The 16,186-nt window shown below is 40.3% G+C and carries 8 protein-coding genes; all 8 read left to right on the plus strand.

Annotated features, from left to right (window positions below; all coding sequences use genetic code 11):
- Positions 1-26 precede the first annotated feature (26 nt).
- Complete coding sequence (locus tag WG954_RS10940; protein WP_340436384.1) at positions 27-1,574, plus strand: glycoside hydrolase family 28 protein; 1,548 nt, start codon at positions 27-29, stop codon at positions 1,572-1,574.
- Between the two features lie 137 nt (positions 1,575-1,711).
- Positions 1,712-4,507, plus strand: a complete 2,796-nt coding sequence (locus WG954_RS10945; protein WP_340436387.1) for a glycoside hydrolase family 95 protein — start codon at positions 1,712-1,714, stop codon at positions 4,505-4,507.
- A 31-nt stretch (positions 4,508-4,538) separates the two neighbouring features.
- Complete coding sequence (locus WG954_RS10950; protein WP_340436388.1) at positions 4,539-7,961, plus strand: malectin domain-containing carbohydrate-binding protein; 3,423 nt, start codon at positions 4,539-4,541, stop codon at positions 7,959-7,961.
- 4 nt (positions 7,962-7,965) lie between these two features.
- Positions 7,966-10,710 (plus strand): family 78 glycoside hydrolase catalytic domain, encoded by a 2,745-nt coding sequence (locus WG954_RS10955; protein WP_340436390.1) that lies wholly within the window; start codon positions 7,966-7,968, stop codon positions 10,708-10,710.
- 11 nt (positions 10,711-10,721) lie between these two features.
- A complete protein-coding gene (locus WG954_RS10960) occupies positions 10,722-11,735 on the plus strand; it encodes a zinc-binding alcohol dehydrogenase family protein (RefSeq protein ID WP_340436391.1) in 1,014 nt (337 codons plus the stop codon).
- 37 nt (positions 11,736-11,772) lie between these two features.
- The gene (locus tag WG954_RS10965) at positions 11,773-12,759 is read left to right on the plus strand and encodes an aldo/keto reductase (RefSeq protein WP_340436392.1); all 987 of its coding nucleotides are present in this window, start codon (positions 11,773-11,775) and stop codon (positions 12,757-12,759) included.
- 61 nt (positions 12,760-12,820) lie between these two features.
- Positions 12,821-15,238 (plus strand): glycoside hydrolase family 2 TIM barrel-domain containing protein, encoded by a 2,418-nt coding sequence (locus WG954_RS10970; RefSeq protein ID WP_340436394.1) that lies wholly within the window; start codon positions 12,821-12,823, stop codon positions 15,236-15,238.
- A 180-nt stretch (positions 15,239-15,418) separates the two neighbouring features.
- Positions 15,419-16,159, plus strand: coding sequence for a DUF3826 domain-containing protein (locus tag WG954_RS10975; protein ID WP_340436395.1), 741 nt, complete (start codon positions 15,419-15,421; stop codon positions 16,157-16,159).
- The last annotated feature ends 27 nt before the right edge of the window (positions 16,160-16,186 follow it).

Here is a 16,186-nt window from a genome sequence, read left to right on the forward strand (position 1 = left end):
GCCATCTGTGAGCAAAAAATAAATAAATGAAAAAACTGATTCTCTTTGCTTTTGTTACAGCCGTTTGCTTTACTGCAACGGCTCAGCGCTTTTATGATGTAACTAAATACGGTGCAAAGAACGATAGCAGCAAAATAGCGACAAAACCAATTGCTGATGCAATTGCAGCTGCATCAAAAGCAGGAGGTGGTACAGTTTATTTTCCTGCGGGGAAATATTTAACCGGCCCTATTCATCTCAAGAGCAATATAACCATCCTCATCGATGCAGGTGCAGAGCTTCACTTCTCAGATAATTTTGATGATTACCTGCCAATGGTGCAAAGCCGTTACGAGGGTGTAGATGTCATGAGTTTTTCACCATTGTTCTATGCATACAAAGCAGAGAATATTGCAATCACCGGAAGAGGTACGATCAACGGACATGGACAGAAGTGGTGGAATTATGCATTGACGTTTTATAAAAATCAAACTGAACGAAATAAATATCAACTGTTGTTCGACAGCTTGAATAAAGATATTCTGTTGCCCGATGATCCCACACAAATGAAACGTGGGTTTCTGCGTCCACCATTTATACAGCCGTTGTATTGCAAGAATGTATTGATCGAAGGCATTACCATCACCAACTCACCTTTCTGGACGGTAACACCTGAGTTCTGCGAAAACGTAACCATCAAAGCTGTAACAATTAACAATCCGCCTTCGCCAAACACAGATGGCATCAATCCATCGAGTTGCAGGTATGTACATATTTCCGATTGTCATATCAGTGTGGGTGACGATTGCATCACTATCAAATCGGGAAAAGATATTCCGGGCAGAGCAAAAGCGACGCCTGCCGAAAATTATACCATCACCAACTGTACAATGTTAAGTGGACATGGCGGCGTGGTGATCGGCAGTGAAATGAGTGGTGATGTAAAGAAGATCACCATCAGCAATTGCGTGTTTGATGGAACTGATCGTGGTATACGTATTAAGACAGCAAGAGGAAGAGGTGGAGTAGTGGAAGATATTCGTGTAGATAATATCATCATGAAGAATATCAAAGCACAGGCGATCGTGTTGGATATGGAGTATTCAAAAGTGCCACCTGAACCGGTGAGCGAACGGACTCCACAGTTCAGGAATATCCGCTTTAGCAATATAACGGCTTATACGAAGCAGGCCATGTATATTAACGGACTGGATGAAATGCCGGTGAGTGAGATCAGTTTGAATGATTGTGTATTTGAAGCTGAAACAGGCATCACTATCCGCAATGGAAAAGATATTGAACTACACAATGTACGGGTGAATACAAAAACAGGAGCATCCTTATCAGTTGAGAAAACAGAGCGGTTAACGGTGAATGGATTTGTAACGGCAAAGCCATTGGAAACAACTGCCGTGATACGCTTAACAAACGTAAAAGATGTATTGCTTCAAAACAACTGGCCTTTCAACGGAACAAAAACATTTGCTGAGATCAAAGGTGCAAACACAAAAAACATTCTGTTTAAAAATAATACACTTGGCGAAGCAGTGATTGTAGTGGCAGATGATGTGAAGAAGGAAGAAGTGATTAGGTGAGTAGTGAGTCTTGAGTAGTGAGTGGTAAGTGAGGCTAACCGTCAGACGTCCTCGTTGGAAGTGGTTAATATAAAGAAGATGAATAGAATTGTTGTTGTACAAGTGAGTGACACAACAAGCGCTTAATAGAAATTCAAATGATGACTTACAAAAAAATATTTCTCGTTTACGCATTGCTCTTAACGTGTAATGCATTTGTTCGTGCGCAGGATTTAAAACTATGGTACAAACAACCGGCTGTTAAATGGACAGAAGCATTGCCGGTTGGTAACGGCCGTATTGGCGCCATGATATTTGGTGGGGTTGAGAACGACCGAATACAGTTCAATGAAGAAACATTGTGGAGCGGTGCGCCAAGAAATTACAGCAGGCCAGGTGCATACAAATATTTAGATACGATCAGGCAGTTATTGTTTGCAGGCAAACAAAAGGAAGCGGAAGCATTGGCCGAAAAAGAATTCATGGGTTTAAAAAGTTTTGAAGCAGAACGCAGTGGATGGATAGCAACTGTTACTGCAGATAAAAAATATGCAGCTGCGAATTTCGACGACAGCCAATGGAAAACAATGACGGTTCCGCATTGGGATGGTTGGGAAACGGTTGGCTTTGAAGCCTTGGATGGTGCTGTGTGGTTACGCACCAGTTTTGTGTTGCCCGACAATTGGAAAGAAGAGGATATGGTATTTGATTTCAACCGCATCCGTGATTGGGATTATACATATGTGAACGGGCAATTGGTAGGCACACAACAAAATACGGAAGGAAGAAAATATATTGTTGCAAAAAATCTCCTGCATAAAGGCAAGAATACAATTGCAATTCTTGTTTTGAACTTTTCAAATAAAGGTGGTGTGTATGGTTATAAGGATACGGTTATTCATACGGGTGTTTATCCTGTGAATAAGGAAACAGAAAAAATATCATTGAATGGTCAATGGAAATATTTAGTGCTGAATGATAATCCCCCGCCTGTTGGTACTTACCAGGCCGATTATCAACCTTTCGGTGATTTGAATTTGCAGTTTGCCAGTACAACAGGATTTACCAATTATAAACGTGAACTGGATATTGCCAATTCTGTTGCTGCAACTTCTTATTCGCTTGGCGGTGTAGATTACAAACGTGAATATTTTGTATCGGCACCGAACCAGACATTGATAACAAGACTAACTGCCAGTAAAAAAACAAGCATCAGTTTTAGTGCAGTACTCACAAGTCCGCACAGAAGTTATACTGTTGAAAAATTAAATGCCAACACAGTTGTGCTTTCTGTAAAAGTGAGGGTGGGTGAGTTGAAAGGTAAAAGTTATTTGCAGATAAAAACGGTTGGAGGAGCTGTTTTAATTGTTAACGGGAAATTGATCATTACTAATGCTGATGAAGCAACGATCTTTTTAACAGCAGGAACTAATTATAAAAACTATAAAGATATTTCGGCTGATCCATCGCAACCATGTGTGGCTGCATTGAAATCGTTGGAAGGGAAAACCTATCAACAGATCAAGACAGCACATATTGCTGAGTATAAAAAATGGTTCAACACATTTTCGATTGTAATGGGCGATAATAAAAAAGCTTCATTACCAACCGATGAACGATTAAGCAATTTTGCAAACGGTGATGACCCTTCGTTTGCAGCATTGTACACACAATATGGACGGTATTTATTGATCTCATCTTCACGTCCCGGTACAAGACCTGCAAATCTGCAAGGTATTTGGAACGATCTCACGAATCCACCTTGGGGAAGTAAGTACACTACGAACATTAATGCAGAAATGAATTACTGGCCTGCAGAGTTGCTGAACTTATCCCCCATGCATGAGCCGTTGTTTGATATGATAAGTGAACTGACTGTAACAGGAAAGCAAACAGCAAAAGATCATTACAACGCACCCGGTTGGGTATTGCATCATAACACCGATCTGTGGCGTGGTACTGCACCGATCAATGCAGCGAATCATGGTATATGGGTAACAGGTGGTGCATGGTTGTGCCAGCATTTGTGGGAACGTTATCTGTTTACACAGGATAAAAACTTTTTGAAGAACAAAGCATATCCCATTATGAAAGATGCGGCGTTGTTCTTTAACAGCTTTCTAATAAAAGATCCGAAGACAGGTTATCTCATCAGCACACCATCCAACTCGCCGGAGCAAGGTGGATTGGTGGCGGGCCCGACAATGGATCATCAAATTATCAGAACTCTTTTTAAAAATGTAATTGACGCAAGTGAAATTCTAAATGTGGATGCTGCAATACGAATTACGCTAAAAGAAAAATACAAACAGATCGCACCGAACGTGATCGGTAAACATGGACAGTTGCAGGAGTGGATGCACGATAAAGATGATCCCAACAACAAGCATCGTCATATTTCGCATTTGTGGGGCATGTATCCGGGTAGTGAAATTAATTATGATGAATCACCTGCGTTGATGAATGCAGCAAAACAATCATTATTATTTCGTGGGGATGAAGCGACTGGTTGGAGTCTTGGATGGAAGATCAATTGCTGGGCACGTTTTAAAGATGGAGAACATGCATTCACCATGGTGAAGATGTTGCTGAGTCCGGTGAAAGGCGGCGCAGGTAGTTATCCAAATTTGTTTGATGCACATCCACCATTCCAGATCGATGGAAATTTTGGTGGTGCTGCAGGTATTGGTGAAATGCTGGTGCAAAGTCATACAAAGTATGTTGACTTGTTGCCTGCTTTACCAACTGCGTTTGCTGATGGTGAAGTAAAAGGTATTTGTGTGAGAGGTGGTTTTGTGATGGATATGAAATGGAATGCAGGTAAGTTGGTGAAACTGGCAGTGCGATCAAAAACAGGAAATGATCTGCTTCTTCGCTATAATGGGAAGATCGTTACAGTAAAAACAAAAGCAAATTCAGTTTATAATTTTGATGGAGCGCTTAAGCAATTATAGAAGTTTAACCTTTGCGGTTTTGTTGATGGTCATGTCTTTGAGTTCTTTTTCTCAGCGACAGGATATTTCGCTCAACAATAACTGGCTGACCATTGCTACATCAAATGACCAGGTACTTCCTGCAAATTCTTATCAAACAACCATCACCAATAGCTGGAAGAAAGTAAATGTACCGCACAACTGGGATCAGTACGAAGGTTACAGGAGATTATTGCATGGCAACCGTCATGGCGATTCATGGTATCGCAAAACATTTATCAGCAAGCAAAGCAAAATAGGCAAACGTTTCTTTTTGTTTTTTGAAGGAGTAGGATCGTATGCCACGGTTTATCTCAACAATAAAAAAGTTGGTGAGCATATTGGCGGACGAACAACTTTTACATTGGATGTAACAGATGTGATCAAAACAGATGGTAGCGTAAATCAGTTGGCAGTAAGAGCTTATCATCCATCCAATATTCAAAACCTGCCTTGGGTTTGTGGTGGCTGCAGCGATGAACGTGGCTTTAGTGAAGGTTCACAGCCGATGGGTATTTTTCGACCGGTGCATTTGATTGTGACGAATGATGTATGCATTGAACCGTTTGGTGTACATGCATGGGCAGATATTTCAGCAGATGAGATTCAATTGAATATTGCGGCTACATTGAAAAACTATTCGCAGAAGAAAAGAAATATAATTGTTGAGCACAGATTGGTTGATGCTGGCGGTAAAGAAATTAATAGGATGATAGAAAAAGTTTCATCAGTTGATAGAGGTGAAGCAGCAGAACATAAATCCGACATCATAAATCCGACATCATCCATCAACCTCTGGTCTGTTGAAAATCCCTATTTGTACAAGATTATTTCAATCGTTAAAGAAAACAATGTTGTTCTTGATAAAGTTGAAACGGAGTTTGGTTTCCGCACTATCAATTGGGAAAATCCAACCAATCAATTTTTCCTGAACGGCAAACCTGTTTTCATAAACGGTATTGCAGAGTATGAACATTTGCTTGGGCAAAGTCATGCATTCAGTAAGGAACAAATTGTTTCCCGTTTCAAATGGATTCAGTCAGCAGGTTTCAATGCTTTTCGTGATGGTCATCAACCGCATCATTTATTATACGGACAGTTGTGCGATGAAAAGGGAATTTTATGGTGGACACAGTTGAGTGCACATGTGTGGTATGATTCGCCTGAGTTCAGAAATAATTTCAAACAACTGTTGAAAGAGTGGGTGATCGAACGGCGCAATAGTCCATCAATTATTTTGTGGGGATTGCAGAACGAAAGTAAACTGCCGGAAGATTTTGCAAGAGAATGTACAGAGCTGATTCGTTCATTAGATCCAACTGCATCAACACAGCGTTTGGTAACAACATGCAATGGCGGAACCGGCACTGATTGGGATGTACCGCAAAACTGGACAGGTACGTATGGTGGTAATCCTGCAACATATGGAGATGATGTGAAGAAGCAGGTGTTGATCGGTGAATATGGGGCATGGCGTACAATAGACTTACATACCGAAGGTGGGTTTGTGCAGAACGGGATATTAAGTGAAGACCGCATGGTGCAGTTGATGGAACAGAAAGTTCGTTTGGCAGAATCAGTAAAAGACAGCAGTGCAGGACAATTCTTTTGGTTATTAACATCGCATGATAATCCCGGTCGTGTACAGGGTGGTGAAGGTTTGCGTGAACTCGATCGTATTGGTCCGGTGAATTATAAAGGCTTGCTTACACCTTGGGAAGAGCCAACGGATGCGTATTATATGTTCCGCAGTAATTATGCACCAAAAGAAACTGAACCGATGGTTTACATTGTTTCGCATACATGGCCGAACAGATGGATGAAGCCTGGCATCAAGGACAGTATTTATGTGTACAGCAATTGTGATGAAGTGGAATTGTTTAATGATATCAATGGTTCATCACTTGGGAGAAAAAAGAAGAACGGCATCGGCGCACATTTTCAATGGGATAAGGTAAACATACAATACAATGTGTTGTATGCAGTGGGTTATGTAAATGGCAAAGCAGTTGCTAGAGATACGATTGTGTTAAATCATCTGGCACAATCACCCAACTTCAAACAGCTTTATGCAAATGCAAAAGCGTTGACTAAGCCAACAGCAGGTTATCAGTATTTCTATCGCATCAATTGTGGTGGACCTGATTATACAGATGAGAATGGAAATCTTTGGAAGGGCGATAGGCAACTGGAAAAAGGGGTAAGCGGTCATGGTTCGTTATCGTGGTCTGATGATTTTGAAGGAATGCCATCTTTTTTCGCAAGTCAGCGAAGAACATTCTCACCAATAAAAAACTCAAAGGATTGGAAGTTGTTTCAAAGCTTTCGCTATGGAAAAGATAAACTGAAATTTGAATTTGATCTAGAAGACGGTGAATACTTAGTTGAACTGTATTTCATTGAACCGTGGTTAGGAATTGGAGGCGGCATCAATGCAAAGGATATGCGTTTGTTTGATATAGCCATCAACGGCAAAATAGTATTGACTGATTTGGATATCTGGAGCGAAGTTGGAATCAATGCAGCCATAAAAAAAACAGTAGAAGCAAAAGTTAGTGGCGGCAAGATGATTATCTCGTTTCCTCAAAGTAAATCTGGTCAGGCGGTTATTTCTGCAATTGCAATTGCCAAAAAAGCAGGAGTGAATAGGAGTGAAAGCGGAATGAGGAGAAGTACGAAATACCGATTTAATTCATGGTTGGATATTGGAGACAAGCTTTATGAGAAAGAGAGTATTGTTTTTCATTCCTTACCGCCTGAGCTTTTCGGTTCTGAATGGCTTCAATTAAAATCAAGTCAGGAGAATAAGCAGTTCAATTATACATTTTTTGCCCCAACTGATTTATTTATTGGGACTAAGAATGACTCAGCAGTTAGCGGTTTTGAAAATCTTGGTACACAAATAACAACCGATGAGAACGGTGGGGCATCTTACAAAGTTTTCCGAAAAAGATTTAATAGAGGAGACTCTGTTTCGGTTTTAATTGATTCAAGCAAAATTGTTTGCAGGAAACCTGCTAATAAAATGCAACCAGCTTATGATCTAAAACCTATCACTCCATACCGCACCAATGTTGCGGTCACTGGTGAAGGCGTGGTAAAAGATTCGGTCAACGGAAGATGGTGTACGGTCATCAAATCAAACACTACAACAACTATTCAATGGCCGGTGCAAACAGGTGTGGGTGATATTTATTCCATCACTGTAAAATATTATTACCCCAAAGAACAAATAGTAAAAGCGAAATTGCAATTGTTTGATGCAGGTGGCAACAGGATGATGGATGAAGCTGTTCAGTTTACATTTACACGGATAGGCAAATGGAACCAGTTTACCGTCAATACCGGTTCGCAGATCAATGCTGGAAATTATGTGGTGAAACTGGTAACAGAAAACGGAACTGAACTGGCTATATCAGGTATCGAAATACAATAGATGAATGATGAAGAAAACGATTCTCATTAATGCTTGCTTTTTGCTTTGTACAATTTTTGTGCACGCTCAGCAATTAACTGTTACCAATCTTCATTGCGAAAATCGCAACAATCCATTAGGCGTTGATGTAAAACAGCCCAAACTCAGCTGGCAATTACAATCATCTCAACAAAATATATTACAAACTGCATTTCGCATTCTTGTTGCAGATGATGAAGCGATATTGAAAAAGAACATCGGGAATGTATGGGATTCGAAACAGATCAAATCTTCAGCTTCAATTCAAGTTGCTTATTCTGGGAAAGCATTGCTGTCCGCTAAAAAATATTTCTGGAAAATACAAGTATGGGATAATAAAGGAAATTTTTCTGCATGGAGCAGTGCAGCTTATTGGCAAATGGGTTTATTGCAAACAAAAGATTGGAGTAACGCTAAATGGATCGGTTATGAAGAGATCAACGATACGGCCATTATTGCTCCACATGTGCATCAGAGCGGCAAAAAAGCATGGGGTCCACGCAAAGATATTCTGCCTGTTCTACGGAAAGAATTTGCTGTTGCAAAAAAAATAAAACAGGCAACTGTGTTCATCTGCGGTCTTGGTCATTTTGAAGTAAGCATCAACGGAAAAAAGATCGGCGATCATTTTCTTGCACCCGGCTGGACGAATTACAGCAAACATGCTCAATATGTAACCTTTGATGTAACGAAGAGTATACAAGAGGGAAAGAATGCTATTGGTGTAATGCTCGGCAATGGGTTTTATTATATCCCTTCTGAACGTTATCGTAAAATGACCGGTGCTTATGGTTATCCCAAACTGATTACAAAAACGGTGATCGAGTTTACTGATGGAACGAAACAGCAGATCATCAGCGATGAAAGCTGGAAGACCGACAAATCGCCCATCATCTACTCAAGCATATTTGGAGGCGAAGATTATGATGCTAATCTTTTTCAACAAGGTTGGAATGAACCGGGCTTTAATGATGCGAAGTGGAAAAAAGTGATCATCACCAAAGGCCCTGCATTACTTGAATCGCAAATGAATGAACCTGTGAAAGTGATGCAACATCTGCCCACTAAAACAAAACGTGAGTTAAAAACAGGCGTCACGTTGTATGATCTTGGACAAAATTTCTCCGGTGTTCCTTCCATTACAGTAAAAGGAAGCAAAGGTGATACGGTTAAATTAATTTGTGGTGAATTGATCAATGCAGACGGAACGGCTAATCAAACAGCAACAGGCAGTCCGTCTTTCTTTAGTTATATCTTAAAAGGCGATGGCGAAGAAAGCTGGCATCCGTTGTTTACATACACCGGCTTCCGTTATGTGGAAGTGCATTGCAAGCCGAAAGAAAATAATCAATTACTTCCGCAAATAATAAAACTGGAAGGATTACATATACGTAATGCAGCGAACACAGTTGGTTCATTCAGTTGTTCAAACGATCTGTTTAACCGCACACATACATTGATCGACTGGGCCATTAAAAGTAATATGGTGAGCGTGTTTACTGATTGTCCGCATAGGGAGAAACTTGGCTGGCTGGAAGAAACACATTTGGTGGGCGCTTCTGTTCATTACAATTATGATGTGGCAGCGTTGAATAAGAAAGTGATCAACGACATGAAGAACGCACAGTATCCAAATGGAAAAATTCCGGAGATCGCTCCTGAGTTTACTGTTTTTACGCCACCGTTTGATGAATCGCCGGAGTGGGGAAGCGCAGCGATCATTTATTCCTGGTATAATTATCAATGGTATGGCGACAAAGAAACGTTGTTGCAATCGTATGATATGATGAAGGCATATGTGCTGTATCTGAAAAGCAAAGCGAATAACAATATTCTTTCGCATGGATTGGGCGATTGGTTTGATATTGGTCCGAAGAAATCAGGTTTTGCACAAATGACAAAGATGGGCATAACAGCGACTGCTACGTTTTATTATGATCTCAACATCATGATCAAAATAGCCACCATGTTGAAGAAGAATGATGATGTGAAATTCTATCAACAATTGGCAGCAGATATAAAAGCAGCTTTCAATAAAACTTTTTTTGATCCAATCAAATTGCAATACGATTCTTCAAGTCAAACCGCCAATGCAATGGCATTGTATATGGGTTTGGTAGAAGAAAAAAACAGTCAGGCTGTTGTTGATGCGTTGATCCGTGAAATTAAAGGCAGGAACAATGCATTAACAGCAGGCGATATCGGTTACCGTTATGTGTTGAAAGCTTTGGAACAAGCCGGAAGAAGTGATGTGATCTTTGATATGAATTATCGTGATGATGTGCCGGGTTATGGCTATCAACTCAAACATGGTGCTACTGCTCTTACCGAAAGCTGGCAGGCGTATGAATCAGTTTCAAATAATCATTTTATGTTGGGACATTTAATGGAATGGTTCTATGCCGGTCTTTCCGGTATCAAACAAACAGAACAGTCTGTAGCTTATAAAGAAATTATGATCAAACCTGAAGTAGTGGGTGATGTAACAAATGCAAAAGCATCATTTGAATCGCCTTATGGTTTAATCAAAAGTGAATGGGTAAAAACAACTTCATCATTTAACTTGCAGCTGCAAATACCTGCCAACAGCACAGCCGTTGTGTATGTTCCTGCAAAGCCAGGACAAACAGTTTTGCAGAATGGAAAGAAAGCAACGGCTGTTTATGCAAATGGAAGAGCAGTCGTGAAGATTGGTTCAGGTAATTATCAATTTAGTGTAGCAAATAACTAATAAAGGATTTTATGAAAGCATTAGTGTGTCAGCAGCCGGGTTCGTTTGAATATGTAGAAAAGGAAAGGCCAGAGATTCAACCCGGTCGTGCTATTTTAAAAGTAAAACGCATTGGTATCTGCGGAACCGATCTGCATGCCTTCGAAGGAACACAACCTTACTTTGCTTATCCACGCATACTCGGTCATGAGTTGGGCTGTGAAATTGTACAGGTTGATGCAGATGCAGGTTTTGAAGTAGGCGAGCATGTAACACTCATCCCATATTTTCATTGCGGCGAATGTATTGCCTGCAGGAATGGTTTGCCTAACTGTTGTGCGGCCATCAATGTATTTGGTGTGCATGTAGATGGCGGTATGATGGAATATATTTCTGTTCCCACATCGGCATTGCTGCATGGCGGCGATATGAGTTTTGATGAACTCGCATTGGTTGAGCCTTTGGCGATCGGTGCACATGGCATTCGCAGGGCAAATGTTCGTGCAGGTGAATTTGTATTGGTGATTGGTGCAGGCCCTATCGGTTTGGGCATTATGGAATTTGGCCGCATAGCAGGTGGACAAGTAATTGCGATGGATGTAAACGATACCCGTTTAAATTTCTGTAAGGATAAATTAAAAGTACAACATACCATCAACCCATTAAATGAAGATATACTGCAACGATTAAAAGAAATTACCAATGGAGATATGCCAACAGTGGTGATTGATGCAACAGGAAATCAAAAAGCGATCAACAGTGCATTTCTATATATGGCGCATGGCGCAAGATATGTGTTGGTGGGTTTGCAGAAGGGAGAATTGATTGTTAGTCATCCTGAATTTCACAAACGGGAGGCAACACTCATGAGCAGCCGCAATGCAACGCAGGAAGATTTTGATCATGTAATGATGTGTATGCGCAATAAACTGGTTGATCCGGCGACTTATATTACACATCGTGTAAAGTTTGATGAAGTGAAAGATAATTTCAAAAGCTGGTTGGATCCAAAGAATGGTGTGATCAAAGCAATGGTGGAACTGTAACTTCGCATAAATTTTCAACAATTAAAAGAAAGGATATATGCAATACAGAACACTCGGTAAAACAGGAATGGATGTATCAGCCATCAGTCTCGGTACATGGCAGGTAGGTGGTAAATGGGGCAGCGCATTTGATGAAAAAAATGCAGATGCCATATTAAATGTAGCAGTCGATAACGGCGTCAATTTTATTGACACGGCCGATGTATACAGCGATGGAGAAAGCGAAAAAGCCATTGGCCATTTTCTCAAAACAAGAAAAGAAAAACTATTTGTTGCAACGAAATGTGGCCGGCAAATTCAGCCGCACGTGAACGAAGGTTATACGCCTGCTGTGTTACGCAAGTATGTGGAAGATAGTTTGAAACGTTTGCAGATTGAAACAATTGATCTGATTCAGTTGCATTGTCCGCCGACAGCAGTCTATTATCGTCCGGAAATTTTTGGCATGTTTGATGAACTTAAGAAAGAAGGAAAGATCCAACATCTTGGTGTGAGTGTGGAGAAAATAGAAGAAGCATTAAAGGCCATTGAGTTCGATAATGTAACAACGGTGCAGATCATCTTCAATATGTTTCGTCAGCGGCCTGCAGAATTATTTTTTGAACAGGCGAAGAAGAAAAACATTGGTGTGATTGTACGGGTGCCATTAGCAAGCGGCCTATTAACGGGAAATTATACTGCACAAACCATATTTGAGAGCGGCGATCATCGACAGTTCAACCGCAACGGTGAAGCGTTTGATAAAGGCGAAACATTTTCAGGTATCGATTATGCAACAGGTTTGCAGGCTGTGGAAGAGTTAAAACAAATTGTTCCTGCAGGTAAATCATTAGCTGCATTGGCGTTGAAATGGATACTGGATTTTGATGCAGTAAGCACAGTTATCCCCGGCGCTTCAAAACCAGAGCAGGTAACACGTAATCTTGAAGCATTGAATGAACCATCGCTCAGCAGCGAGCAGTTGCAACAGGTGCAGGCTGTGTATGAAAAATATATCAAAGCATCTGTGCATCATTTGTGGTAGGATGATGATATCGTCTGACGGATAAAATAAATTGGCACGGATGCACAGAAATCATGGAATAATGAAGTTGAATAAAAATATAGTAATCGTTGTTGCTTTTCTGTTGTTGAGTTTAATTTCATCAGCACAGGTTCGTTCAGTTGTTGATTTCAATATTGGCTGGAAATTCTTTTTAGGTAATGATAGTCTTGCAAGCGAAACAAACTACAACGATGCAAAATGGCGGAGTTTAAACCTGCCGCACGACTGGAGTATTGAAAGCAACTTCTCTTCTTCCTTTCCTGCAACCAACCAGGGCGGTGCATTACCGGGTGGTGTTGGTTGGTATCGTAGAACATTTACCGTTCCTCTTACATCAAAAAACAAAGTAACACGTATTGAATTTGATGGCGTATATAAGAATAGTGAAGTATGGATCAACGGACATTATCTCGGTAAGCGTCCTTACGGTTATATCAACTTCTCTTATAATCTAACTCCTTATTTGATTTACGGTAAGTCAAATGTAATTGTAGTTAAAGTAGATAATAGTTTACAACCCGATTCAAGATGGTATAGCGGCAGTGGTATTTACAGAGATGTGAAATTGGTTACAACAAACAATATATCTATAGCAGAAGCCGGCGTATTTATCACAACACCCGTCATCAATAAAAACAAAGCAACTGTTGCTGTTCAATACAAGGTTTCAAACTCAGGTAATCAAAAAGAAATTGTAAACCTGTACACCGATGTGTATGATGCAGCAGGGAAGAAGATAGCTACATCAAAACATATTGTGCTACGTGCAATACCTGCCGGTGGTTATTCATATGCTGACCAATTGCAAATCAACACGCCCATTCTTTGGTCAACTGCGAAACCTTATTTGTACAAAGCAATTACACGAATTGAAAGCAATGGTCAATTGATCGATGAAGTAAAAACAAACTTTGGTATCCGTTCTTTCCGTTTCGATGCAGCCAACGGTTTCTTCCTCAACGATGAACCACTAAAAATTCAAGGCGTTTGTATGCATCACGATCTTGGTGCATTGGGTGCAGCTTACAATCATGCTGCAGCAAAACGACAGTTGAAGATATTAAAAGAGATGGGTGTGAATGCCATCCGTTTCTCACACAATCCACCGGCAGCAGCTATTCTTGATCTCTGCGATGAAATGGGTTTTTTTGTGCAGGTGGAAGCATTCGATATGTGGAAGAAAAGAAAAAACAGATTCGATTACAATCTCTACTTCGATGAATGGCATGCACGTGATATACAGGCAATGGTGTTGCGTGATCGGAATCATCCTTCTGTTTTTATGTGGAGCATCGGTAACGAAATAAGAGAACAGTTCGACAGCACTGGTACAACCATTGCCAAGCGATTAGTTGATCTTGTAAAAGCGATCGATACAACACGACCCGTTACCTGCGCATTAACCGAAAACTTTCCTGAGAAAAACTTCATCTGGAAATCGGGAGCACTTGATGTGCTCGGATTCAATTATAAGTTGTACGATTATGCAGAATTGCCCAAACGTTTCCCCGGTCAATCATTTGTTGCAACAGAAACAGCATCAGCTTTATCTTCAAGAGGTTCGTACGACATGCCCAGCGATAGTAATCGTCTTTGGCCACCTGATGGTAAAACGCCAACAGTAAAAGGCAATGCAGATATGAGCGTATCGGCATACGATCATGTATATGCCTATTGGGGTTCTTCGCATGAAGCTGCATTATTGGCGGTGAACAAATACAAATTCATGTCGGGCATGTTTGTATGGAGTGGTTTTGATTTTCTTGGCGAACCTGTTCCGTATGCATGGCCTGCACGTAGTTCATATTATGGTATAGTTGATCTGGCTGGTTTTCCAAAAGATGTGTACTATCTCTATCAAAGTGAATGGACTAAAAAACCTGTTCTTCATTTATTCCCGCATTGGAACTGGAACAAAGCTGATACCGTTGATGTATGGGCTTATTATAACAATGCCGATGAAGTGGAATTATTTCTCAACGGTAAATCATTAGGCAGCAAAAGCAAGACAACCGATGTCTTACATATTAAGTGGCGTGTGCCTTATCAACCGGGCGTGTTAAAAGCTATATCAAAGAAGAACGGAAAAGCAATACTTACTAAAGAGATCAGAACTGCTGGCGCACCTGCTAAAATTCAACTTATTGCAGATCGAACTAACTTAAAGGCCAATGGAAAAGATCTCTCTTTTATTACTGCAAGGCTGTTAGATAAAGATGGAAATATTGTTCCCGGTGCTGATCAACTTATTGAATTTTCTGTTAGCGGTCCGGCTTTTGTAGCTGGCACAGATAACGGCTACCCGGCCGATAGCAGCTCTCTCAAAAACCACAAACGTACAACCTGGAAAGGTATGGCATTGGCGATCATACAATCGCAAGGAAAAAAGGGAAATATTACAGTTACTGCAAAATCAGCTGGATTAAAGTTGTCTGTTATTTCAATAAAAAGCGAGTAATAACAACAGCATATGGGTTACGGGAACGATTGCGTAATTTTTGGGTGAATAGTAAAATGTTCCATCTTAATAGCAAAACCTTACATTTTTAAGGCTGGTAGCAAATGTACCTTTAGTTCGTGAATGACATGATTGGATCTGGTCCAAAAACATTCATCTAAAACGATTAAATGCTGTAGAATGAAAAGAAACTTGCTTGCATATAATAATTATTATAAACTGATCGGTAGCATTTCTCCATCGCTCCGTTTATTTTCTGCAAACAAAATCCTCATTCTTTTTATTTCTTTTTTAATAGCAGCAGTTGTAAATGCACAGGAAAATAAAACACCTGACCCTGCTTATATTAAAGTGATCACAGAACGTTCTGCCAAGATCGTTAACACACTTTCCATTAAAGATTCTGTACAGTATAAAAATGCATTAGCTGTACTTGTAAATCAGTATAACAGTATTAATAATATACACGAAGAAACTAAACTCGCTTTAGCAGCAATTAAACAGCAATCGATCACCGCTCAGGAATCTGCTCTTCAGGTACAAAAGCAGGAAGAGAAAAAAGTAGCGCAGCTTCAGCAACTGCACAACTCTTTTCTTGCCGGGTTACAAAAGGTTATTTCTGAAGAGCAGATTGAGCTGGTGAAAAATGCTATGACTTACAATGTGCTGCATGTTACTTACACTGCATACCTCGACATGATCCCCACCCTGAAAGAAGACCAAAAAAAGAAAATCTATGATTGGCTGATAGAGGCAAGAGAACTGGCCATGGACGGAGAATCATCAGATAAAAAACACGCCATCTTTGGTAAGTACAAAGGCCGCATCAATAATTATCTTTCTGCTGCAGGTTACGATCTTACTAAAGAAAGAGAAGAATGGCAGAAAAGAATAAAAGCAAAAAACGAGTCTTCTAAATAAACAACTACTGATCATTATCATTCAACC

Source organism: Lacibacter sp. H375 (genome assembly GCF_037892425.1).
Classification (GTDB): Bacteria; Bacteroidota; Bacteroidia; order Chitinophagales; family Chitinophagaceae; genus Lacibacter.